Source organism: Actinospineispora eucalypti (assembly GCF_039543365.1).
Lineage (GTDB): Bacteria > Actinomycetota > Actinomycetes > Mycobacteriales > Pseudonocardiaceae > Pseudonocardia > Pseudonocardia eucalypti.
Genome location: NZ_BAABJP010000029.1, coordinates 222,451 through 247,274, shown reverse-complemented (window position 1 = coordinate 247,274; position 24,824 = coordinate 222,451). Strand labels below are relative to the sequence as shown.

Here is a 24,824-nt window from a genome sequence, read left to right as displayed (position 1 = left end):
TCCTGCCGGGGTTGATGATTGCGGCCCGGGTGGAAGAGCAGGTCGAACAGCGGATCAGCGACAGGTTGCCGTTCGATCGGCGTGGTCCGCGGGATACCGTCCTGGATGCCGAGCTGGCCAGGCCGATACTGCGTCGCTCCGGGCTGGAGTGGTTGATCGACGAGCTAATGTTCTTTGGCTGGCGGCACTACCGCCTTGCCAAGGCCGGGACGCGGATCATGTTCCGGCATCGAGCCGTAGAGATCCTGGCGCGTGTCCCATACTTGCCGGCCGGCTGGTTCGACGACGTCGACACGCACGAGCGCGACGAGATGGACGGCGTGTTCGACCTGCTGCCCGCCTCCGAGCACACCCACGACGTCCAGCCGCTGCGCCAGGCCTACTTCGAGGCCGGTGAGAAGCTGGACAGCGCGACACAGACGGCCCGCCGGTCCGGGCACAACGTGGTCGGGCCATTCGCTCCTCGCCGACCGGTGGCCCGCCCCGCACCCCTCGAGACGGCGCAACAACCGAACGCGGCGACCTTCGCGGGGGCACCCGAAGCGCACCGCGGTGTGCTGGCCCGCCTCTACGAGCGGGCCTTTGAAGCGCTGTGGCGCGACGCGGCCGGGGACGGCCGGGACCTGGACCGGCTGAACTGGCTGTTGCTGCAGCTAGGCGGCGCGGTCGCCCAGCCGGCGGTTCCGTCCACCCAACCCGATAGCGCCCTCGGGCTACTCGGCTCGATGTGGGCCGCCAAGACGGCGACCGAAGACCTGCTGGCCGAAGAACAACCTTGGCCGCAGCGCGAAATGTTGGAGCGCACCATTCGGAGCATGGTGGCCCAGCGCGACGGTTTCCGCTTCCACGGCCACGACCCCGCACACTGGTTCCGACTCGAGGGCTGGGAGTCGTTGAGCCCGCGGGCACGGGAGAACTTCACCCAGGTGCTGCGGCTGGCGCTGGCTGCCGGGCCCGGCCACCAGCTGGGCAGGGGTGCGCGCCCCGTGCTGCGTTTCCTCACCGACAAGAAGTTCGACGAGACCTACCTGCCCGATGACATGCGGTTCTACCTCCGCGGGGATCTACAGATCAAGGCGGTCACCGTGCCCGGCGTGGAGATGGTGTTCCGTAGCTCGATCTTCGAAGGCCACCTCGACCAGACGGCGCTGGTCGACGCGGTCGGGTTCCTGGTGCATGAGTGGGTGTACTACCAGGACCTGACCACCCGAGACAGGGCACAGGCCGAACGCAACGCCTACTTCATCCAGCACCTGGTCGAGCAGGCGGTGCACTGGCGGATCAGCCTGACCAGCTACGAGTCCGTGTTGCTGGCCTCCGCCGAGCGGCGCCGCAACGAGGCGCACAACTTCGCCGCGCAGCGTTTCCGCGCGGAGTTTTGGGCCGCGCTGGCCCGCCAACGTCGCCCCTGGTGGAAGGCACCCGCCGACTACCCGCTGACCGAGGGCGCTACCACCCACCTCGACCACGTAACCTCCGGGTCTCTCGGCCTGCCCGTGGTCAGCTCGCCGCGCGGCCGCGACGAGCTGTCCCCGGCTGGCAAGCACGATGCCGAGTCTTGGGTGGGATTCGGTGCACAGGCCCGCGCACCGCCGCCGACGAACACTCCGGACGGCAGCCACGGCCGCGATGAGCTGCCTGAGCTGGCGGTGATCGCGTTCGGCGCCGATGGGCGGCCGGTCGATTTCGACCCGGCCACGCTGCGCGAGATCGACGCGGCACTGCGTGAACTGGACGCCCGGGGGCGGATCCTGGATCATGCGTCCGCGCTCAGGCATGACAGCCCCGCGGGGCTGTGGCAGGAGCTCGGGCTGACCTTCGGGATGGCCCACGAAGCCCTGGAGACCGAGCTCGAACGGCTGCTGTCCGCCACCGGCCTCAGTGGCATCAACGTGCTCTTCGTGCTGCACCGGGCGACCGGCCGCGTGATCTCCGGCATCCGGTTCCACAGCGACGTGATCGACCACTTCGGTGCGGCCGCGGCGATCACCGAGCGGGCCGTCTGGCTGCACGCCCAGCACCCGGACTGGACGGCCGAGCGGGTGTGGCGGGAACTGGACACGCAGGCGGCGTACACCGCGTTGCTGAAGGGTCTGCTGGACTCGGTGGCGACCACCCTCGGTACCTGGGAGATGCTGCTCAGCCAGATCGCCAACGGCCAGCTCACCGACCGGCGGGACAAGGCGGCCCCCGCACTGGAGCAGGCGGCGCGGCGGCTGTACACCGCGCGGTTGCTCGGCGAACCGGGTGTCCGGTCGGAGTGGGCACACCTGGCGGCCCGGTACTCGGCCCTGATCGGAAAGCTCGGCACGCTACGCGACACACTGCGCTCGATTCTCGAGGTCGCGGGCGGCGCGCCGGCCCCGGTGGAACCCGAGCCGGCCCCGGCCACCATGGAGGACCAGCTCAGCTACGACGACCCCCGGCTGGCCGGGCTGGCCGACGAGACCCAGGAAGACCAGGCCGTGGAGGCCTACGCGGCGCTGCGCTACTACCAGGCGGCCGTCCGTCCTTACCTCGACCGCCCCGGCGATCCGGCCACCAGCTGGCAGCGGCTGCTGGCAGAGCTGGAGGAAGACCCCAGCGAGGGCCTGGCCGGCCTGCTGGAGGACCTGGCCGAGCTGCCGGGCATCCCGCTGGTGACGGAGCTGACCGCGGAGAGCGAGCAGCTCCACGCCGACGTGGTCCAGCTGCGTAATACCGCATCGGACGGCCCGCTGGCCCTCGATGCGGTCGACAGCTCGGGGAACCGCGAGATGGTGGACGCGGTGTTCTGGGTGCAGGAGCGCACCGGCCGGACGATGCCGCTCGCCGCCGACGTGGCTACCGAGCTGGGCATCACCGAGACCGAACTGGCCCAGCGGCTGGCCGAGGCCGACGGCCCGTTCGAGTATCACGCCGCCGGCGGCCGCGGCTACGTCCGGACCCGCCAGTCGCCAACCATGCACTACACCGGTCTAGAGCCGGAGGACCGCGACAGACGCGCAAATATCGGCGAGCTGGCGGAACTCGCCGCACAGGCGGCGACCGAGCTGACGGCCGCGGAGTCGCTGCTGGCCGGCGCGCAGCGTGACTACGACGCACCCGCACCGGGTGATGCGAACACCGTGGATTCGTGGCAGCTGGTGCCGCCGGCGCTGGAGCGGGCAACCCTCGCACTGGCGCACGCCGAGCTGGCGATGGCCGGGCTGCCGATGGATGCGCGGTTGTTTGAGCTGGCCGAGCGGTTTGGCGCCGCGCTGCGGGAGCTGGATCGCCTGGGTGCCCACACCAGCGACAAGTTCTGGGACGACCCCTACCGGTTCAGCCACCTGCAGCGGGTATTCCAGGACGCACTGGACACCGATTTCGACCCGCGCCCGCTGGCCGACGCCGTGGACATGGTCGAGCTGACCGAGGCGGAGATCCGCGAGGTCGTGGAAAACGCCCCGGATCTGCTGCGGTTCGGTCCGCAGAAGTGGCAGCCGGTGCGCGTGGTACCGGCTGGCGCGGTCGCCGCCGGGTTCACCGTGGAGGTGGACCGGGGCATCACGCTGGAGCATCGGTTTGGCAACGAGGGCACGTTGGTAGTCAGCGCCAAGGTGCTGGGCCAGATCGCCGAGGACGCCCGGGTGTGGTTGCCGGCCGCACTTGACCAGCGGGGCCGCATCGCCTGGCTACTTGGGCTGGTCGGTGACGCGGCAACGCTCGGGGTCACCGAGTTCGACGCGGCCCGGCCGGCGGGCCTGGCACCCACAAACCCCGGACGGGTGGCCAGCGGGATCGAGCTGATGCTCGTCGAGGTCGAGCCGCGTCGCTACCAGCTCGAGCAGGTTCGGCCGACTGTCGCCGAGACCGGCCTGCCGGTGCAGCTGCCCGGCGGCGGAGTGATCTACGCACCGATCACCAGCACCTCCGACGCCGCCGACGCGGACGCGGCCGCCCTGACGCTCACGGGCGAGGGCTGGACCGGCGCGGTGGTCACCAACGGCGGCGAGCGCGGCAACAACCAGGACGGCGGGCTGCTCGGCGAACAGGACGGTCGGTTCGTCGGCGCGATCGGTGACGGCGTCAGCCACTCGGCACACCCGCGCGACGGCGCGCACGCCGCCATCGAGCTCGGCGCCACCACGTTGCTGTACTCCGCCCCGGCGGCGTTCGGCGCCCCAGACCGGCAGGCCGAGCTCGCGGTGCGCGTGGCCAACAAGGGGGTCATGGCGGTCCCCGGCACCCCGGAACACGACCACTCGGCAACCACCTACGCCGCGATCCAGATCGTTCCGCTGCCGGACGGCCGCTATCGGGCCACCGTGCTGGCCACCGGCGACAGCGTCGTCTATCGCGTCACCCAGAACCGGGTCATCCCGGTCAACAAGCCCGAGTTCCACGAAGGCAGGCGCAACCAGCCGAAGGGGCTGCTGGGCAGGATGATGGCGGAACACAGCCTGCAGGCGCTGACCTTCGTGCTGGAGGAAGGCGAGTGGCTGATCGCGGTCACCGACGGCGTCACCCGCTACCTCTCGGCGGACGGCCACGAGCTGCTCGATCTGATCCGCGGCGCCACCGACCCGGCCAGCGCCGCCCAGGCCATTATCGACTTCGCGGTGGCGCCGGTGCGGGGCGAAGACCACGCCACCGCCCTGGTCATGGCCCCGAGCACCGGCCCGGCCGGCGTGCCCCACGCACCGAAGGACCCGACGGTGGCGGTTCGGTTGCCGGCCCAGCCTCGGCGGTCCGGTGCCAGCTTCACCGAGGATGAGCGAGGCTCCATCGAGAAGGCCGTTGCGCGTTCCGTGCCGGTGCTGCGCATCCACCAGCCACGCGGCGAGCGCAAGGGCCTGGTCGTCCTCGAGCACCTCACCGAGCACATGCGCTGGCACTACGCCGGCAGCCCGACCGATCTGTACTACTACCCGGCACCGGACGGCTGGGACTACCTCGACGCCCGCACGTACGCCGCGCTGCGGGCCGGCGCCGACCTGGACGAAGCCCCCCAGCCGGACGAATCGGTTCAACTCGAAGAGCCGGTGGCGGAGCCGGACTGGGATTCCCTGGCCCGGCGGGCCGAGCAGGTGGCCGCGTTGCGCCCCGGCGACCCGGAGGTGTTCTGGGACGCTCTGGCCGGGATCACCGGCGCGATGAAGGCGGCCCACCTGTGGTTCTTCGACCAGCTGGAGACCCGCGCCGAGCAGGCCAAATACATCGACCGGCTGGCCCCGATCGCCCGCGTGCTCGCTGAAGCCATCCAGGGCCAGGACCTCACCCGGGCCATGCTGGGTGGCCAAGCCCGGGTGTTCTACCTGCGGGACACGGTGCTCGGCGCGATCGGCAACGCCTCGGTGCTGCTGCGTCCACAACCCGCGCCTGCCCAGCGGGGCCGGTTCAGCAGGTTGGTGCGGGCACTCATCGGCGGCCCCAGCGCGGTGCTCAACCCCGTCGACGGTGGGAAGCCGGTCAAGCTTGCCCCTGGCGCGCGGCGGCGCATCGGGCGCGGCGGGCCCGGCGAGACCAACGGCAATGACATCCTCGTTGACGACCCCCGAACCTCCCGTACCCACGCGGACATCGGCTACGACGCCGAACAGGGTGGCTGGGTACTGCGCGACATCGGTTCCACTAACGGCACGTTCGTCAACGAGGAGCCGATCGAGGAGCGCCTACTCGCCGACGGCGACCAGGTCAGCCTGGGTCGCGAACAGGGCCAGCACTTCACCTTCGGCGCGGGTCACCGGCCCGACCGGAGTTGGGCACCACTGGCCGGCCTGTTCTTCGGGAACAACTGGCTCACCGAGTGGGCCGCCACGCACCCGGTGTGGGCCAATGTGGTCGCCAGCGCCATCACGGTGGCCGTCGCGACGATCGTGCCGCGTCCCTGGCTTGTTCGCCTGCGCGACGGCGGCCACCCGATCAGGGCGGCCACTGTCGCCGATAGCAGTGGCGGGCCGTCCGTGGGCAGTGGCGCAGCCGGGTCGCCCCTGGGTGGGGCGCCGGCGGCGAGCACGCCGGAACAGAGCGCCACTGGGGCGGAGGGTTCGTCGGGCGCCGCCGAGTTCCGGAATGGGCGGCCAGAATCCGGGCGACGCCTCGCCACCCAGCCGCGCGGACCACCCACCCCGGCGCCCGGTGCGGGTGCGTTCTCCCACCAGCCGTACACCACCGGCCAGCGAGACTTCCTGCGCCACGTGGTACCCGACCTGTCCCGCCGCGACCCGAACACCACCGAGCGCGCGCTGCTCGGCGACGACCTGGACCAGCGGGAGCAGATCCTCCCGGACACCGAGGTCGACCGCCTGGCCTCCGGCGTGCTCGGCCAGCCGATCGACGGCCTGGACGCGTTCACCTGGGTCGACGCCGACGGCTGGCACACCGTCTACTCGGAGAGGTCGCTGCTCGGCATCCGGAACCCGGCGTTCTGGGCACACGTGCGCCGGCACGAAAAGAACTTCCACCGCACCGGCACCGAATACGACGAAGCAGCCCACCGGGCCGACCTGACCCAGGGCAACAGACTGATGTTGGTGCTTGGTGGCCTATTTGTGCCCGGCGCGGAGGTACCGCTTCTCGAGTTCGGTTCATTCATATTTGACAGGGACCAAATCAAGATCGCGGTGGCCGTACAGCTACTGCGCGAAACGGTTACCGGCCGGGAGGCGCTGGCCGCTCTGAAGGCGTACGGGCCGGTCACGATAGAGGTCGAAGATCTGGGGTCGTCGAAGGGGGGGACAGTCGTGGGCGATGCGGTCATTGTCTCCCCGATGGTCTTGAAGCTGCTGACCCGGGAAGAGCTCGGCGAGATCATTGGCCATGAGCTCATGCACCTCACCCCGCGCAATGAATTCGGGCGAGAGATCATCACGGTAGAAAATGGAAAAGAAATAACAGTAGGCATGGGTACCGAACTCAGGCAGTGGGCATGGGGGTTCCGGTACCGGGCCGAAGTTGGTCTCGACAAGAGCGACCGGAGCCTTCTCGAGGTGCTGCGTTTTCTGGAAGACTCCCCTTACCCGCAGTACCAGCCCGGGATGGCCGACCGTGTCGAGCAGGAAGCCCGCCGTCGGATGCGTCTGCGGTCCGACCGGATCGGTACCGCGCCGCAAGCCACGCAGACGCAGCTCGACAGGGCGCGTCGCTGGGGCGAGGGCGGACCGCCCCGCGGGATCGACCAGGACCTTTGGCAGGCGGCCAGCGCAACCGAGCGTGCCCTGGAATGGGCGGTCATGCTCCTGAGGACCAAAGATACGGATTACGATTTGGCTCTGGAGTCCGGTGACGACGCAAAAACCCTGTACGCGTGGGAGCGGTTCTGGCAAGCCGAGTCCGTGGTTCACCAACTGAAGATCGAGCTGGTTCGCAAGGTTCTCTTCGAGCAACTGGCCGAGCGGTTCACACCGTTGCCTCGACTGCCCCGAGCGGTCGCCGAGTTCGGCGACTGGCTGATGGCTATCGGCCCCGGCGAGCAGGCACAATTGGCCGAATCCGGGCTCGCCGTGGCGAGCGTGCTGCGTCTCTTCCGGGAACAACCGCAGTTTGGGAAAACCGTCGATGCGGCGTTCCTTGACCGACTGAACCAGGCAAAGCAGCGCTACGGCGTCGACACGTTCAAGCTATTCGCGGAGTTTGTCGACGGCGCCCTCAAGGTAGGCAATTTCCCGAGCATCGAACCACCACCCGGGACCACACTCATTGAATACCAACAGCTCCTGAAAGCAGATAGAGCGAAAATTTGGCGTGACTATGAAAACGGCGCTCATACGCCCGTGCGCAAGAACGGCATTGACCACGGCTACTGGATCGAACGCGAAGAGCGCGCAGGCACCGGGTTCGACCTTGTCCTGATCGACGAACAGAGCCGCCGCGCCGGGAAGCCATGGACCGGTGCCGGTGCGTTCTCCCACCAGCCGTACACCACCGGCCAGCGAGACTTCCTGCGCCACGTGGTACCCGACCTGTCCCGCCGCGACCCGAACACCACCGAGCGCGCGCTGCTCGGCGACGACCTGGACCAGCGGGAGCAGATCCTCCCGGACACCGAGGTCGACCGCCTGGCCTCCGGCGTGCTCGGCCAGCCGATCGACGGCCTGGACGCGTTCACCTGGGTCGACGCCGACGGCTGGCACACCGTCTACTCGGAGAGGTCGCTGCTCGGCATCCGGAACTCGGCGTTCTGGGCACACGTGCGCCGGCACGAAAAGAACTTCCACCGCACCGGCACCGAATACGACGAAGCAGCCCACCGGGCCGACCTGACCCAGGGCAACACACTGCGCGCCCGGGTGGGCCAGGCGCCGGCCAGGACCGTTGACGAGGTCTTGGCCGACGCCGAAGACGCCGCGGCCCGGTTCGGTCATGCCGCAGACCTGGACCGGTTCCAGCGCGGCTTGGTCATCGCCCACGAGAACGGGCATCGCACCGGCGCGGTCACCGAGGCTAACCACGCCGCGCTCACTCGGCAGACCCTCGATGACCTGCGTGCCTTGGGTGTCGCCGGGCCTGCCGACTCCGAGGCCTTCGCCCGGGTGATGTTCCGTTCGGTGCTGAACCAGATCGACTTCGAGAAGCAACTGGCTGAGCCCGCGACGGTCAACGGTTGCGCGGCGCCCAGTGACGGCCACACCGACGAGGACAACGGGCCGGCTTCTGGCCCGACCGCCTCCAGTGGTCGCGCCGGTGAGCAGCTGACTGAAAACCGCACCAACAAAAACCACACCGGTGACACCGGCGACGACAACACCGGCGGTAATGGTTCGGACCGGAACTCGAGCCTGGCGCCGTTGGCGGCCGGGGCCGGCCTGACCGGACACCACTGGGCCACCACCCACCCATGGCAGACTGCCGCCCTGATCACGGTCGCCGCCGTGATGGTGGTGCTGCTGGTGCCGGGCCTGCTGGTCCGGCTGAACACGCTGCTGGGCGGGCTAGGCCTGCGGGTAGCGGGCTGGGTGCGGTGGACTGGGAGCCGGAAGGGCGACGGCGGGCCTGTCCAGTCCCCGTCGTCGGATTCTGAGCACGTCCGCGATGGTGTGTCGCGCGGGCGTTGGGCTTACTGGGTGGCCGGCGGGCTGCTGACGATGGTGACCGGGATGGGCATCGGCCTGGTGGCTCCGGACGCGCACGCCGCCCCGGGCTTCGACCCGGCGGTGGCGGCGCAGCAGTACCAGCAGCCGCGAGTCGCCCTGCTGCGGGTCGCACGCACGCAGCAGGGTGACACGCCGCGCCGCTGGCTCGAGGGGTTGTACGGCCCTGAGGTGCTACGCACCCGCGAGGCGACAGACCACGCGGCGGCGGCGCTGCGCGCGGTCAACCAGCAGCACATCTCCGACGAGGACTGGCCGGCCACCCTGGACACACCGTTCCCGGCGAAGACGACGCTGTATCTGCCAGAAGGCACCGGCAACGTCTGGTACGTGACGGTGCCGGTCGAGACCGGGCTGCGGTCCGACTCGCTGACGGTGGTGATCGCCCGGTTCGGGTTGTTCACCGACTACGGCCACTCCGATCCCGCAGTCCTCGTCGACGCCAACCCGACGATGTTCGCCCACCAGGGCGCGGACGAGCTGGACCCGGGTCAGCGGCTGACCATCCCGGCCGGCGGTTTCGGTACCGCGCCGAGGACCTTGCCGGGCGACGGCCAGCCCGGACAGGACGAGCAATCCGGTGAGCGGCCGGGGTCGAGCGAGACATCGAAGCCGAGTGACACGCAAACCCAGGGCTCGCCGTCGAGCGAGAGCCAGTCTCAGACGACGAGCGGATCTTCGTCGCCGAGCGAGCCCGCGCCACCAGGGCGTGGCCAGCCATCGCACACTGCTGGGTTGTGGGGCTGGCTGCTCGGCCTGGGCGGAGCCGCGCTCGCCCTCGTCGGCGGGCTGTTCGGGTGGCGATACCGGGGTGCGGCCGGTGAGGTCATCGCCAATCTGCGGGCGGTGTTCGGTGATTGGTCGGTGGACTTGTCGCCGCAGCGGCGAGTCGGCCTGGGGATCACCGCCGGGGTTGGTATCGGGGCTGCGGCAGGAGTACTGGCGGGTACCGACGGCGCCGCACCGACGGTGGCCGCAATGGTGGCCGCCGGCGTGGGCGTCGCGGCGTTGCTGCGGCTGTTGTGGTCGCCGATCAAGGCGCGGGCGCCGAACCTCACCGCGGAGCGGGTGGTCCGGGCGCTGGTGTACGCGGCCTTCATCGCGCTGTCGGTGTTCGCCATCCTCGCCGGCCCGGTGTGGGCGCTGGTGCTGCCCCTGGCCAGCACGATGGGCATGTTCGTGCGCGCCGTGGTCAGCACACTGACCGATCTACCCGGTGACCTGCCGCAGCGGCTTACCAAGGCCCGGAGGGTGCAGTTGGGCCTGTTGACCCTGCACACCTTGAGCTTCGTGGTCAGCCTGCACGCGAACGTCCCGGTCGGCGACATGAGCACCTGGGTGTTCATTGAGTCGCTGGTGTTCGCCACCTCGCACTTCGGGTTCGTCTTCGCCCTGAAGCTGCCCCGGCTCGCCGCCGGCAACCTGAACCGGCTGGACCCGACCCTGAACAGCCGGGGGCGCCGGTGGGGCCGGTTCTGGGCCTTCGCCGTGTTCGACCTGGGGCACTGGGCCTGGCTGTTCCGGCTGTCCGCGCCGACCGAGTGGGGTGGGAAGGGCTACTTGGCCGCCGCGCTGGGTGGTCACTGGGTGATCGGCGCGGTGCTGATCACCATCGCCTCGATGGCCATGTCCATCGGCTGGCGCACCATCCACGTCTACAAGACCGACGTGCGCAACAACCAGAAGCACACGCTGCCCGGGCCAAGGCTCACCACCTGGTTCGACGACGGCGCTATGGTCATCGTCGCGGCCGGATTGATGTGGCTGATCAGCCCGGTCGCCACGATCATCACCGGCTCTCTGCTGGCCGCGCTGGCCGCGTTCGTCGTCGGCTACCTCATCAGGCACGACGACCCTGTCGGCCCGGCGCTGCGAACGTCTGTCGCGAACGTGCGGCTGATGTTCACCCACTGGTCGCTGCCGCTGACCCGGGAATGGTGGATCGGGCTGTGGTTCAGCCTCTCGGTGGTCGGTGGGCTGGCACTCGAGCTGTTGGCTTTCACCCCCGGCGGCCCGGTACTGGTCACCGCCGGCGCGCTGGCCGTCGCGGCCGGTGTGACCATGGGGCTTCGGCTCCTGGTCACCCCGGCCCAGGCCCGGGCGCTCGGCCGCGGTCTGGCAGAGACGGACGCCGGCCTGGTCCGCCAGCTCGGATTCCTCGCGCTGAACGGTTGGGGCGGCTACCAGGCGCTGGCCTCCGACCTGCCGTGGCCGGTCAAGGCCGTGATCCTCACCGTGACCGCGGTGCTGGCGATGATCATCACACGGCGCGGCCCGACGGGTAACGGTGTCGATCGCAACAACCTGATCAATCTCCTGCCGGATAACGGTTCGGAGGGCGCGCCGAATGCGGCCGCGGCCGCGTGGAAGTGGCTGTCCAGCCGCGACGGCATGATCGCCGCGGTCGTGGTCGGGGTTGCGTTGCTGGGCGCGGCGTTGCCGCTGCCGGCACTGCTGGGGACCCCGGTGTCGCACTGGGGGATCACCGTCGTCGGTCTGGTTACGGGGAGGACCGTGCTGCGCGGTGTCCGGTCCTGGTGGCGGACACATCACAGCGGCCACGGTCACGGGCATGGTCACGGGCATGGGGAGCTGGCTCCGGAGATCGCGCAGTCGCGCTGGGGTGCCGCGGTGCTGTTCGGGACGCTGGTCATCCTTGGTCTCACCGCGGTGTTGCAGGACCTGATGGTGGGCTGGTTCGGGCTGGACTCCGCAATGCTCGAAGGCGACATCGTGCACAACGTGGGTGACGCCTTGAGCGCGATCCCGATGATCGCGGCGTTCAACTTCGGTCTGCTCCTGTGGCTGGCCACCCTCGATGTGCGGGCGTTCCTCGGCGGGATCGGTGTTAGGAGAGGGCTCGCCGGTGTCGGCTGGTCTATGGTCGCGCCGCTAGTGGTCGCTGCGTGGGCACTGGTCAAGGTGACTGGTATTGGCTGGGTGGTCAACAAGATTGGCTCCGTGGAACGGGCCAAGCGCGGTACCCGGTGGATGGTGGTTGGGGCGGTCGCCGGCTCGGCGGTGCTGGTGTTCGTCGAGGCGCTGCGCCGGTTGCTGTACGTCGAGCCGATGCGCGCCCCGTTCTTGCTGATGGTCGTGGCCCTGACCGGTGCGGCGTTGAACGAAGCCGTCGCGCGGATCCGGATGCTGGCCGCGCAGCGGCTGGACCTGGACGAGCTGCACGACGAGGCCAAGCACGCTCGCACCGACGCCCAGGTCAGTGTCGGCGTGTTCCTCGCCGGTGTGATCGCGGTTAGCCTGGGCGGGCTGGCGGCGTTGACCACCGGCGCGCTGGCTACTGTACTCAACGTTCTCGCGCTGTACGCCGACCCGCTCATCGGGATGGCTGTCTTCGGGCTGATCCTGAATACCGCCCTGGAGATCGCCGAAGGGATTTATCCCCCGGTCGGCAAGGTGCGCGACGCGGTGAACGACACTCTCGGCGGCCTGCGCGACGCGGTGCGAGCAGCCGTGCAGAACGTGGCGGCCTCGATCGCGGCGAACGTGCGGCTGGTGTTCCGCCACTGGTCGCTGCCGCTGACTCGGGAATTCCGTATCGGGCTGTGGTTCAGCCTCCCGGTGGCCGGCGGGTTGGCGCTGGAGCTGCTGGCTTTCACCTCCGGCGGACCGGTACTGGTCACCGCCGGCGCGCTGGCCATCGGGGCCGGGGTGGTCATGGCTCTGCGGCTCCTGGTCACCCCGGCCCAGGCCCGGGCACTCGGCCGCGCGCTGGCAAAGACGGACGCCGGCCTGGTCCGCCAGCTCGGATTCCTCGCGCTGAGCGGTTGGGGCGGCTACCAGACGCTGGCCTCCGACCTGCCGTGGCCGGCCAGGGCCGTGATCCTCACCGCGACCGCCGTGCTGGCATTGATCATCACCCGGCGCGGCCCACCAAGTGACGGCGGTGGCCTGGACGACCACCTCCCGGCCAGGAAGTCACGCTCCGCCGCGGATCACGTGGTCCAGGTGCTGACCGTGGCTGTGGCCGTGGCGATGTTGATGATCACGCTGGCCGCCGCGCCGGCGCGCGCCGCGACACTTGGCGCGGAGGCGGCAGCCTCCACGTCAATCCCCGACGTCCTGCCGGCGTGGGGGCTCGTGGTACTCGCGGTCGGTGTGCTGGCGGTACTCGCTGTCACGCCCTGGTTGATGCGCTACCTACGGCGCACCGACGTCCCGCCGACGCCGGCCGAGCCCGTTGACCAGCGGGACGACACCGACACCCGGCACGACGCCTATGCCCTGCTGCTCAACCTCAGGGCGGCTGTCGAAGCGGATCGGGCCGGCAGTGACCGCGTTCACCCGGCGATGCACGCCCTGCTGCGCGCCGAAGAGGCGTTGACGCAGGTACGGACTCTCCGACAGGCCAGGCGGCGGGAGGAGGCGTGGAAGGCTCTAGATACCGCGCGCCGGGAGTTGGATGCCGCGCGCGATCTTTTGGACGGCCCCAACCGCACACCCGAACCGGTGCGGGCACTCGCGGTGGCGGTGCTCACGGCGATTGCCTCGGAGCATCGGTGGATGCGGTCGGCGAACTGGGTGCTGGACAGTGCGGCCCCCGGCCACCACGGGACACCGTGGTTCTGGCGCTCGGCGCTGGGGCTGTTGCCGGAGCTGGCCACCCGCCGAGACGACCCGTTGACCACTGCGGTACTGAAAGCGCTGGTGCAGGCGGTGGCCAACCCGCTCCAACCGGATGCCGACTACGGCTCGGTGCGCGGCTACCTTGCGCCGTGGTTGGCCGGCTACCAGCACGGCAACGCGCTGCGGGACCAGCTGTCGTTGGTGTTGCTCCGAGCACTCACCGGTGACGCCGACTGGCTGCGGCTGCTGCCCCAGCGGGTGATTCGTTCGGAGGCGCAGCTGCGGCCGCTGCTGGTGGTGTGGTCCGATGCCCATTTCGAAGCGCTGCGACGGCCGCTGCTCGATGTGCTCGCTCAGGTTCCCGGTTTCCCGGCACGGGAGAAGAACCCTCGGCGGCTGCGTGACGAGTTCACCGGGAAGTGGGTGGAGCTGGTCAAGACGGTGGTGGAGATCTACCCGATCCTCCTCGCCGCATCGGGTCGCGGTCCCGGCGGCAAAAACCTGACCCACGCCGAGCGGGCCAAGCTGGCCGAGCTGGAGCGGCTGTTGATGGAACGGTTGCGGAACCTGCCTAGCGAGCTGGCGGCGTTGCCCGAGACCCGGCGTGCCTCGCCGCAGGACAAGATAGTCAGCGAGGTCGCCGGCAAGGTCGCGCGGGTGGTGCTAGAGCTGCTCGGCGTCGACTTTGATGGCCCAATCACGCTGCGCCCAGACACCGACCCCCAGGTGTGGAACGTGCTGGTTGGCTACTTCCCAGTGGCACGGGCGGAGCTCAAGACCCTGCTGGGTGGGTGGGCACAGGTGTGGCTGGAAACCGGCGGTGACCGGGCCGCCGCCGGCGAAGCGTTCTGGGCCGCCTGGCTGGAATGGGTGACCGAGCGCAACGGTGGGGTGGCGCCCTCGGTGATCGCCCGCCACGAGGCCCCGCCAGACCAGGGGATCACCGTCGGGGGCCAGCGCTACACGATCGGCGTGCTGACCGACCCGATCGAGGTCGTGCTGATGAACCTCCACCTTGACGGGTCCTGCCTGTGCGCGCAGCAGGGCTTCTACCGGGTGGACACTCAGACCTACGTGCTTACTCCGCGCCTCGCGGTGATCGCGGTCAAGGACGCCAAGGGACGCATCCGGGCGGCGTCCGAGGCCTACGGCGATGGCGAGCGGGTGCTGCGAGTCGCCACGCCCGTCGGCCACGGCTTCGACCGGCAGTTCCGCGAATACTTCGAAACCTGGCGCGATGAGCTGGGCCGAATGCTGGACACCCCGCGCACCGGCCCAAGGACATACCACCCGAAGCGGCAGTTCATGCCCACTGACAGCGGGGAGATCCGCAGGGAGACCTACCACATGGTCTCCGACGGCACCGCTAAGGACATCCGCGCGGACGGCCTCGCTCCCGACTTCGAAGCTCACCGGACCCGCCCGTTGGACACCGACTTCTCGCTCGAGGTGCACCGCTCGCATCCCGTCGCCCATATCCCGACTGGCCCCGCCGCCGTCGTCGACACCGAGACCGACGCCCTGCGAGCCCTGCGTGCGGACCTGTTCGGCCGCTCCGGAGAGACCGCCGCGCAGCTGGCCGAGGCGCGGCGGCTGGTCGAGGAGGCCGACGAGATCCTCGACGACGACCCCGAGCGGGCCGTCCGGTTCCTGAACGATGCCGAACCGCTGCTTACCGGGCTAGTCGAGCTCAATACCCCTGGCATCGCCACCGACGGGAGCGGCCTGGTCGAGCTGCACCTGAATTACGTCACTAACCGCTACCGGTTTGTCGTGGTGCGCTCGGACATCGCGCTGCGCCCGAGCCGTGCCGACCAGCGCGACGCCGACGTCGCAGCCTTGATCGTCGACTACCTGCGGGCCCGTGCAATCACTGAGGTCCCGTTGGGTGCCCTGGCCGAGCTGGGCAACAACCCGATGACGACGCAGGGCTACCTCGCCGAGATCCCCGATCACGACGATCGGCTGAACCTCGCGCTGACCCCCGGCGGCATCACGGTCATACGGCTGGTTGCCGGTGTCACCGGTGGTGGGTTGGCGATTGATCTGCCGGGTGAGCGGGTGCAGCAGCTGCTGCCGTTCGCCGAGGCGATCGGGCTGGCCGGCGAGGCCGACCCGCTGCTGGGTATGGGGCTCCCGTACTTGGCACGGGGACCGCCGGGGATGTTCACCGCCGAGGAGGAGGCCGAGCTGGCGGAGCTGCTCGGCTGGGTGTTGGTCACCGGCCAGGCGCCGCTGGGCAGGCGCCTGATCGGCTGGGGCGGACGCCGCGCCGACGGCACCCCGTTCATCCTGCTACCTCAATGGGCCGCCGAACTGGTCAACCGGCTGATCGAACTCGACCAGGGCTTTGCCCGCTGGTGGCTGGAGTTCCTGCGCCACGAACGCGACCACCACATCAACAACAACCAGCACACCGGTCCAGAACACGACCGCGACAACGACCGCCTGGTCAGCCAGCTGCGCAAGCAACTTGACGCCGAGCTGCGGGCGACCGCGCACCGGTTGGGGGCCGCCTACCAAGCCTTCGACGCCGCTCGCGGGACCGGTGTGGGGGGTGCCGAGGCCGCCGCCGAAGCGATCGCCGCCGGAAAACACCTCTCACAGCTGTTGACCCGGCTCGACAGCTGGGTCTACCCGAGCTGGCGACCGCAGCGGGCGTTCAGCACCGACACCCAGATCCGCGCATTCGGACCCACAGCCAGGGACGAAGCTCGCACGGACATAAACCAGCCCGTTCGTATAGTCGAGGCGCGGCACACAACGAGCCATGCGCACTTGGGAAATGCCCCTGCCCCGGGGGGCTCGGTCGTTGTGCTGCCCGTCGGGTTGCTGCTCGCGACGGGCCCCGGTGTGCTGCTCACGCTAACCCCGTCGAGAGCTGAGCGACCGGGTTTCGCCGTGCGCGTCTCGACCGCGTTCGCCAAGGCGGCCACCGGCGCGGTGCCGTTCTTCGGTCCGGACTCGCCGAACCTGCCCGGGATCGTCGTGACCGCCGTGTTGCTCGGGAGCGCCTGGTTGGCCCACTGGGCGCTCGGGCCGCGCGGCCCACCCGTGATCTGGCTGCGTCTATGGCGGGCCGAGGCGTTGATCCGCCGGGTCGGTCTGCCGGGCCACGTCGGGCCCGACGAGGCGTTGGACGACCTAGGCCTGGCTGAGCAACACCTGCACCGGATCTGGTCGCGGCGCGACGAGCTGACCAATGCCGAGCTGCCGCGCTGGTTCCAGGCTATGACGGCCATCGACAAGCTGCGTGGCCAGCTCGGCGGAGCCGACGGCCACACCATCGCGCCGCGCGCCGGCGAGATCACCTCGCCTGACGCGCCGTCGATGACGGTGGATGTATTGGGCGTTGCCGGGAGCGCGCCGGTGAAGCGGAACACCGTGGTGGGGACGTCGAGCTATCTGGTGCGCACTCCGGGAGCCAGTGTCCTGCTGGATGCCGGAGTGGGGGCGACGCGTGGGCTGGACGGCCTCGCGCTGGGGCAGCCGGACGCGGTGTTCATCACCCACCTGCATGACGACCATTTCGCCGAGCTCGTCGAGCTGGCCCGGCTCGTTCGGACCTCGGGTGGCAGGTTGCGACTGTATGGGCCCAACGCGCTGAGCGCCGAGCTCGCCCGCCGGCTGGGCAACGAGACGTCACCCATGTTCCAGGTCACGGTGACCGGTGCCAGGCGAGTGTCTGTCACGGACCGAGCGGGGGAGCTGTACTCGTCTGACAGCAAGTCCGTGCTGGTCGGGGCCGGGTCAGAGGCGGATGCCTGGCTGGGTGGATTCGGGCTGCGCGACCGGCTCACCGCGATCGTCGTGCCGAGCCTGAGTGACGAGCACATCGCCGGGCTGCTGTTCCTGGGCCAGAACTGGCTGCACCCGAAGGACAACACCGGCGCCGCCGACACAGCCGCGGCCGACGCCGCGAGGGCCAACCCCATCCCGGTGTACGGGCCGCCGGGGCTTGCCGAGGAGATCCGGGCACGCAGCCGAGGCCGGGGCTATCGTACCGAGATCGACCAGGCTTTCGAGTTCCACATCATCGGCGAGGACACCCACGTCGACCTCGGCGAACAGGTCGGCATGACCATCACCGTCGGCCGGCGCACCGGCCGACCCCACCCCGCGGAAGCCGTCGGCGACCTGTTCGATTTCGTCGGGCTGGATCCCGGCCGCGAGGTCCGCGTCGGGGACATGACGGTGACTCCCTTCGCGGTCGACCACCTGGGCATGGAGGCCTACGCGCTGCGCGTCACCGGGCCGCGCGGCGCGGGAACACTCGTCTACTCCGGTGACACCGGCCAGACCCCGGCCCTGGTCGAGGCCGCTCGGCACGCCGACCTGGCGCTGTTCAACGCGTTCTCCACGGCGACGGCCGAGCTTGGCGGCCTGCACATGTCCGGCCGTTCGGCGGCCGGCATCGCCAGCAGGGCGGGGGTCCGCCGGGTCGCCTTGGTGCACCACAACTCGAACGTCGACGTATCGTCGATCCTCGCCGAAGCCAGGCAACAGTTCCAGGGACCACTGTGGTCGGCCCGAGTGGGCGACCACTACCCGGTTCGCGTCCGGTTCGCGGCCCGGGCCTCGGGCAATCGGGGGCCACCACCGGCGGCCGCCGGGGTGCCGCTGGAGCGGATGGGGGGCACACCGACGCCCCGCGAGGCCCTCGGCGGGAGCGCGCCGCGTGGAGTGCTGAAGGCCGTGCTCGTCGAGATCAACGGACGGTTGTTCGTGCTCAAGGCGGGCCACGACCTGAGGCACCCGTGGGTCGAGGTGGCGGCCAACCTTCAGTTCCGGTTGCTCGGTGGGCTGGCCCCGAGGATGCGTTTGGTGCTGGTCGAGACGGTGGTCGAGTACGGCGGCGAGCGGACGGCGGCTCCGGGCCAGCTCGCGGTGCTGAGCGAGCGGGTCCCCGGAAGCACACACAATGACTGGTGGGAACTCGAGCCGGGCAGGCGGGACGACGTCTTCGACCAGCTCGCGGTGAACCTGGTGCTGAACGCGTTGTCGGGCGGCTGGGACATGACCGGCGTGAGCAACGTGATGGTCGACGAGCACGGCCGGGCGTTCGAGATCGACTTCGACCTGGCCGACCGGTACTGGCCGAACCAGCAGCCCTCATTGAGCGGGTTCATGCCGGAGTTCGTCGCGGACGACTCGTTGGAGAGTTTCCTGCGGGTCATGGTGCACTCGGACCCGGCCATCTATGGCCGGCTGGGCGAGGATGAGGTCGTCGCCCAGCTGCGCGAGATGTTCCGGCACCGGGACGCGCTGCTGGCCACGGCGGTTGACGACGACGCCTATGCGCGCACGCTGACCGACCTTGGCTGGATCGAGTCGGTCCTCGCCGCCGCCGACGCGGACCAGCCGCAACCGCTCAGCGCCGCGCTCACCGAGTCGCTCGCTGCGGCCGCGGACTTCATCGCCAGCGGCCGTGAGGGCACCATCGGGTTCGGGGACCGGTCCCGCCGCGACCGCTACCGCGCCGAAGCGGCCGACCGAGCGGACGCCTTCGAGACCCCTTCCACCAGCGTCGCTCGAATCGAAACCCTCTACGCCGACGGGCTCGCCACCCTGTTCGATACCGGCGGCTCGATCAGCGTCTACGACGTCGACCCTGTGACCGGGCGGACAACGGTCGGCGTCAGCGAGCACCTTCCGGAAGGTGGCCCGTCCCGGTTGTCGCGCCAGGGCGAGACCGGCTCTGTGGCCCCGGCCATCGCGGCCAGCCCGCTCGTCCAGCAGGTGTCGCCAGCCAAGTTGTGGAAGCTGGCCAAGCGGGTCGGGGTGCCGCACCGGCTGTTCCGGGCCGCCGACAGGCCAGGACTCGATGCCCACGCTGGGTTCAACCGGCACGTCCGAGCCGACACCGACATTGACGACCTGATCATGCACTCCGGCTCCGACGGCCGGATGCATGCGGATGCACGGGTCTGGGTGGTGCTGCTCCGGCTCGCCGACACTCACCCCGACGTCGTGCGCGACCTGCTCGTACACGAGCTGACCCACCTGGCCCACCCCGACTGGACCGAGCAGCAGGTCCAGGCCGTCGCTCCACTGCCCCGAGACTGGCCCACCGAGCTGCGCACGGCTGTCGAGCTGGCCAGCGCCGACGGGCGGATGGCGGTGCAGACGCGGGCGCTGCTCGCGGAGCTGCGCCTGCTGCTGCGTGACCTGGAGCGGCTGGCAGCGGGGGCCGACCTCGATCTCGCCACGAACCGGCGTTACCTGGCCGTCCGCGCCGACCTGGTCGCCCTGCTGGCCCGCGCCGGTTTCCTGGACGAGGCTTTGCGCGAGTACCGGGAGATCACCTGGGTTCCGGGCGCCACCCGGGACCAGCGGGTGGAGGTCTTCCGCGCCCTGCTGCGCGCCGCGGAGACGCTGGTCCCGGCCTGGCGCGACGCCGGGCGCGACATCGCGGCGCTGACCGACACCGCGCCCACGCCGGAGCACTGGGGCGCGGTCGCAGCGGCGTGGGCTCGGTGGCTGGGCGCGCACGGCGAAACCGGCCAGGCGGTCGTGTTGTTGGAGCGGGCCAACAGGTTCACTCACCGATCCAACAAGGAGATGCCAAAACCCGGCTCCGACAGCGTGGCCGGGCTCGGCGTTGTGCCCAACGTGGTGATCGGCCTGCTGCGCGGCCGGATCGCCGCCGGCCTGGACACGCCGGACTCCCAGTCGCTGGGCATGGACCCGGACGACGTGGCGACCTTGTTGCCCATGCTGCGCGTCCTCGCGCTGGCCGCCGAGGGCAAGATCGACCAAGCCGGACGGGAAGCGGAGTCGATCGACGGTCCGGTTTATCGGGTGACACTAAGGCTGTTCGATGATGTGCTGGCCGAGCGCAACTCCCGCGACCTGGGCCTGCCCGCCGGTGTCACCGAGGGCTTCGACTGGTTCGGTGTGCTCGTGTCCGAGGCGAGCGACCTGGCCCGCCGAGTGCACTGGCTGCTCACCGAGCTAGCCGCCATCGGTCACGACGGCCTGACCGGGCAGACCCCCATCGAGGCTTTCACCGTCGCGGCCGCCGGTGAGTCCCCGGAGGTACGCTCGCGGCTCCTGGCCTGGGCGGTCATCGGCCACGCCCCGACCAAGGGGCCGGTCGACCCCGCATACTGGTCCGCCGCACTCACCGCGTTGGGCGAGCTAGTCCACGCACCGCTGGACGTCCGGCTGGAATGGGCCGAGGCGCTGCCGCGCACCCTGGTCGAGGTCCTGGAACTCCCGCTGGCCGAGGGCGGCGACTGGGCCGCGCTGGACGATCTGGTCGGCGGGGTCGACTGGCTGGCCGGCGCGGACCGGCCCGCGCGGCTCGCCTACGCGGTCGTGCTGGCCGTCACCCAGGGCTCCTGGCCGCTCGACGAGCTGACCCCTGCTGCCCGGCTGGACGCCCCGCAACTGGTGACGCCGTACCTGGTCGGCCTGGCCCGGCTGGTCACCGACCCGACCCTGGCCGAGGTGCGTGACGTGCTGACCCACCTGCTGATCCTCGCGCTGCCCGAGCCGACCGACCAGCAGGACCAAGAGCCGCTGCTCGACGCGTGGGTCCAGCTCGCCGGCACCCTGGTCTTGCTTGCCCCGGCGCTGACTCGGGAGGGCCGGATCGGCCAGATGAGCCTCTTGCCCACCTGGTTCGAATTGCGGCTCAACGAACACCGGCAGCTGGACTCGGTGACTGGAGCGCTCGACAAGCTCCGTGAGGACGTCCCCTCGATCCTGGCCGAACGGCTCGGCGTGGTCGCGGGCTCTGACCTGTGGGACCTGTTCACCACCCGGATGCACCGGCTCCCGGCAGATGTCCAGCGACTGCTGCACCACCTCGGCTGGCAGCTGCTCAACGGTGAGAACCCGGCCAAAGCCAGCGCTTTGGCCAGGGACACCTGGAACGGCGAGCTGCGCGAGCTCCACGGCAGCGGCGCGGTCGCCGTGCATCAGAGATTCTCGGCAAAAGACGAACACGCCCGAGCTGGCGGCCGGGACGTGGTGATCGGCGAGATCACCGACCTTGCGCTGCTCGATGAGCTCGCCAGCGCGAACGGCGAACCGGGCGACTACCTGCACCCCCGGCAGCTGGTCCTGGGTGTCTGGGAGGCAAGTAATGGGGCGCGGGGCCGGCTGCTGGGCCACGTGGTGCTGTTCCTGGGCCCAGACGGCATCCTGCCGCTCGGGCCGGTGCGCGGTCGGAGCGGGCTGGACCTCGGGCCGGCGCTGCGTGACTACGTCTGGGCGAGGGCGATCCGCCTGCGCAGGCCTATGCTTGCCGCGAGCGGTTGGGACGTCGGCTGGCTGACCCCCCGCTGGCGGGCGGGCAAGCCCGGCTCGGTGTGGCTGCCGGCCGACGGACGCCAGTTCCTGCGCACCCCGGACGGCATGCTTCCGCTGCCGGCACCCCTCGACCAGGTCCGGATATACCAACCTCGGCGCAAGTCCGCCGGCGGTGGCCACAACGGGCCGGTGTCGTTGCGGCCGTTGGACGGCATCGAAGAAGACGGCCTGGTGGCGGTGCTGCCGTGGCTGGACCGTCAGAGGACGCTCGAGCTGGAGGAGTGGGGCCGGTCGGCCCGAGGCCCACCGGAGCTCGCGATCGTCTGGGACGACCGGCTGGCCGAGCGGCTGACCGAGTACTACCGCGCGCACGACGACCCGGGCCGCGACGGCCGCGACACGGTGGCCAAGCTCGGCGCCTACACCGTCGGCCGCACGATCTACATCACCGTTGAGCGGCGGGCCCAGCTCGACGACGAGCTGCTCGACGACGTGCTGCGCCACGAGATCGACGAGCACGTCAACGGCGGGGCCCGGCGGGGCGGCCACGACCAGCGCGCCAAGCCCCTCGCCGCCCGGCTGCGGCAGGTCGACGACGCGTGGCGGCGCCTGCGTACCGCGGACCGTGAGGTCGATATCGCCGACCGGTGGGTCGACGAGGGCCGGCCGGACCTTGCCCGGATGGCGCTGCGTCGAGCCACCGACCTGTTCGGTGAGTTGGGCGACTGGCTGCGGGCGGACCTGGCGCGCGGGGCGCGGTTTGCCGCCATGGTCGGGGACGAGCTGGAGATGGTGCGCGGGCGGGTCGGTTCGCTGTCCATCCCGGACCCGGGCGCCCCGGAGTCGCCCACCGGGACGCGACCGGACCCAGTGCCGATGGGCGCGGTGTGGCCGATCTGGTCGGGCGGGACCCAGCGCGGCGTGGTGTGGGCGATCGGCCCGGACCTGTGGGTCGGCTCGGCGGGTGGGTTCGGTCGTCCCCAGGAGCTGGATGCGGCCGTCATCGGGTCCGAACCTGCCGGCCTGGTGATGCGCACCGAACCCGCCGACCACGGGGAGCACGCGGCGCTCGTCGAGCGGGCCGACCGGCTGTTCGGATGGCTGCGTGGGCACCCGGGCGCGGGCCTGGTGCTGTTCCGCCGGCCCGGGGCGGGCGCCAACACCTTCCGGCTGTCCGACCGGCCGGCCCGTCCGGGGGACCTGGTCACCATCGTCGGCCACCAGGGCACCGGCATGTGGCTGCACGCCGCGCTTCCAGCGGTCGCCGCCGGTAAAGCCACCCTCACGGTCCGAGTCGATCTGGACTACTCGGCGATCGGCGCCCCGGTGCTGGGCGCGGACGGCCGGGTGGTCGGGATGGTCGAGCACGTCGACCCGGACACCGGCCTGGTCACCGCGTCCACCACGGCGCCGCTGCGGCTGGCCGAGGGTGCCCGGCGGGTCCGTGCCCTGCATCCGCCGGCTACCCTGCTCCACCTGGTCGACGACATGTTCGAGCACGTCGATGCGGCGCTGGCCGCCGGGAACCCGGCGCTGGGCGCCGAACTGCTCAACGAAGTGGCCCAGGGGCTGGACACGGTCGCCCGCGAGCTCGGCCCGCGCCGCGACACCCGCCTAGAGCCCGAGGAGTACGACGCCGCCTTCGACCGCCTGATCGAGATCGGCCGCCACTGGTACGCCCTCTCGCCCCACACCGACCAGGACACGGACACCGACCTCGAGATCGGACGGATCCTCGCCGCCGCGGTCCTGGCCGCCGAGCGGGGCGACCGCCTCGACGCCGCGATGTTCGGCGAGGTGGCCGACGCCGCGCTGCTGGTCGGTGACCCCCGAGCGTGGCGGATGTATCTCACCTTCGGCTACGGGCCGGACCGGCTCGCGGCGGCGATCCAGAAGCTGGGCCGACAACAGCCGGCGGCCAGCACAGCCGACCTGATGAGCGTCCTGGCGAAGGCCGAAGCCGCCCTGCGGGCGTTGATCGACCAGCTACCCCCGGCGCAGACTGACCGCCTGGCGGCGGCCTGGGAGCGCGCCGCCGGGTGGTTCCACGAGCTGCCCGCGCTGCGCAAGCTGCTGCCGACCGCGCGCACCGCTCCCGCCCCCGCGCGGGCGGGGCTGGCCGTGGCCCGGTTCTGGCTCGGCCGGCTGGGCACCCTGGTCGACGGGCGCGGGCAGCGCCGGCGGCCGAACGGGCCGGACTCGCTCGCCGCGCTCCCGCTCGGCCTGCTCATCGCCGACGGCCACCCGGCGGCGATGCCGGAGCCGGTCGCCGACGTGCCGTCGTCGTGGCTGGGCATCACGCTCACGCTGCTCACTAGCCAGCCGGTGCTGGCCGGCGTGGTGGTCGGCGTGCTGGCGCTGGTCAGCTGGGTGTCGCTGCGCCTGTTCTCGAGCGTGATCGCGTTCGAGCCGGTGAGCTTGCGGCAACGGTGGGCGTTGCGCAAAGCGCTGAACGGGTTGGACCCGGCGCGGCCGTCGTCGCTGAGGACCGGGAAGCGCCGGGCCGCCGCCGTGCTGGCCGCCCTACTGTTCGCGATCGGCGCGCTGCGCGGGTCGGCGCCGCCGGTGCTGGACTTCATGCCGGTCCAGGACGCGGCCACCATGCGGGCCGAAGCGGCCGAACAGCGCCAGCTGGCCGGTCAGTTCACCCGGGCCGGGTTCGCCCCTCGGGGCACCGCCGGGCCGCGCGGGGAGATCATCGCCCTGCCCGACGCCCGGGGCGACGACCTGCTGATCGGTGCCGCGCCGGACTCGGTGATGTCGCTGCTGGTCGAGCTGCGCAGCCTCACGTTCGCCCGGGAGCACCGTGACTTCCTGGCGCCGTACGGCGGGGCGCTCGGGGAGATCCGCGATGACGAGATCTCCGCCGGCCCGGAGCAGATCGCGCAGGCCTGGCGGTCGCGCCCGGCCCGGCCGCACGCCCGGATC

Annotated in this window: 1 protein-coding gene (running past both ends of the window); it reads left to right on the top strand. The window is 70.7% G+C overall.

Every position in this 24,824-nt window falls within one protein-coding gene, locus ABEB12_RS24910, for a trypsin-like peptidase domain-containing protein (protein ID WP_345703120.1), read on the top strand. The gene is 85,359 nt long; 16,384 of those nucleotides lie to the left of the window and 44,151 to its right, leaving coding positions 16,385-41,208 in view (codon 5,462, partial, through codon 13,736, complete); the first codon wholly inside the window starts at position 3. Both codon boundaries (start and stop) fall beyond the window edges.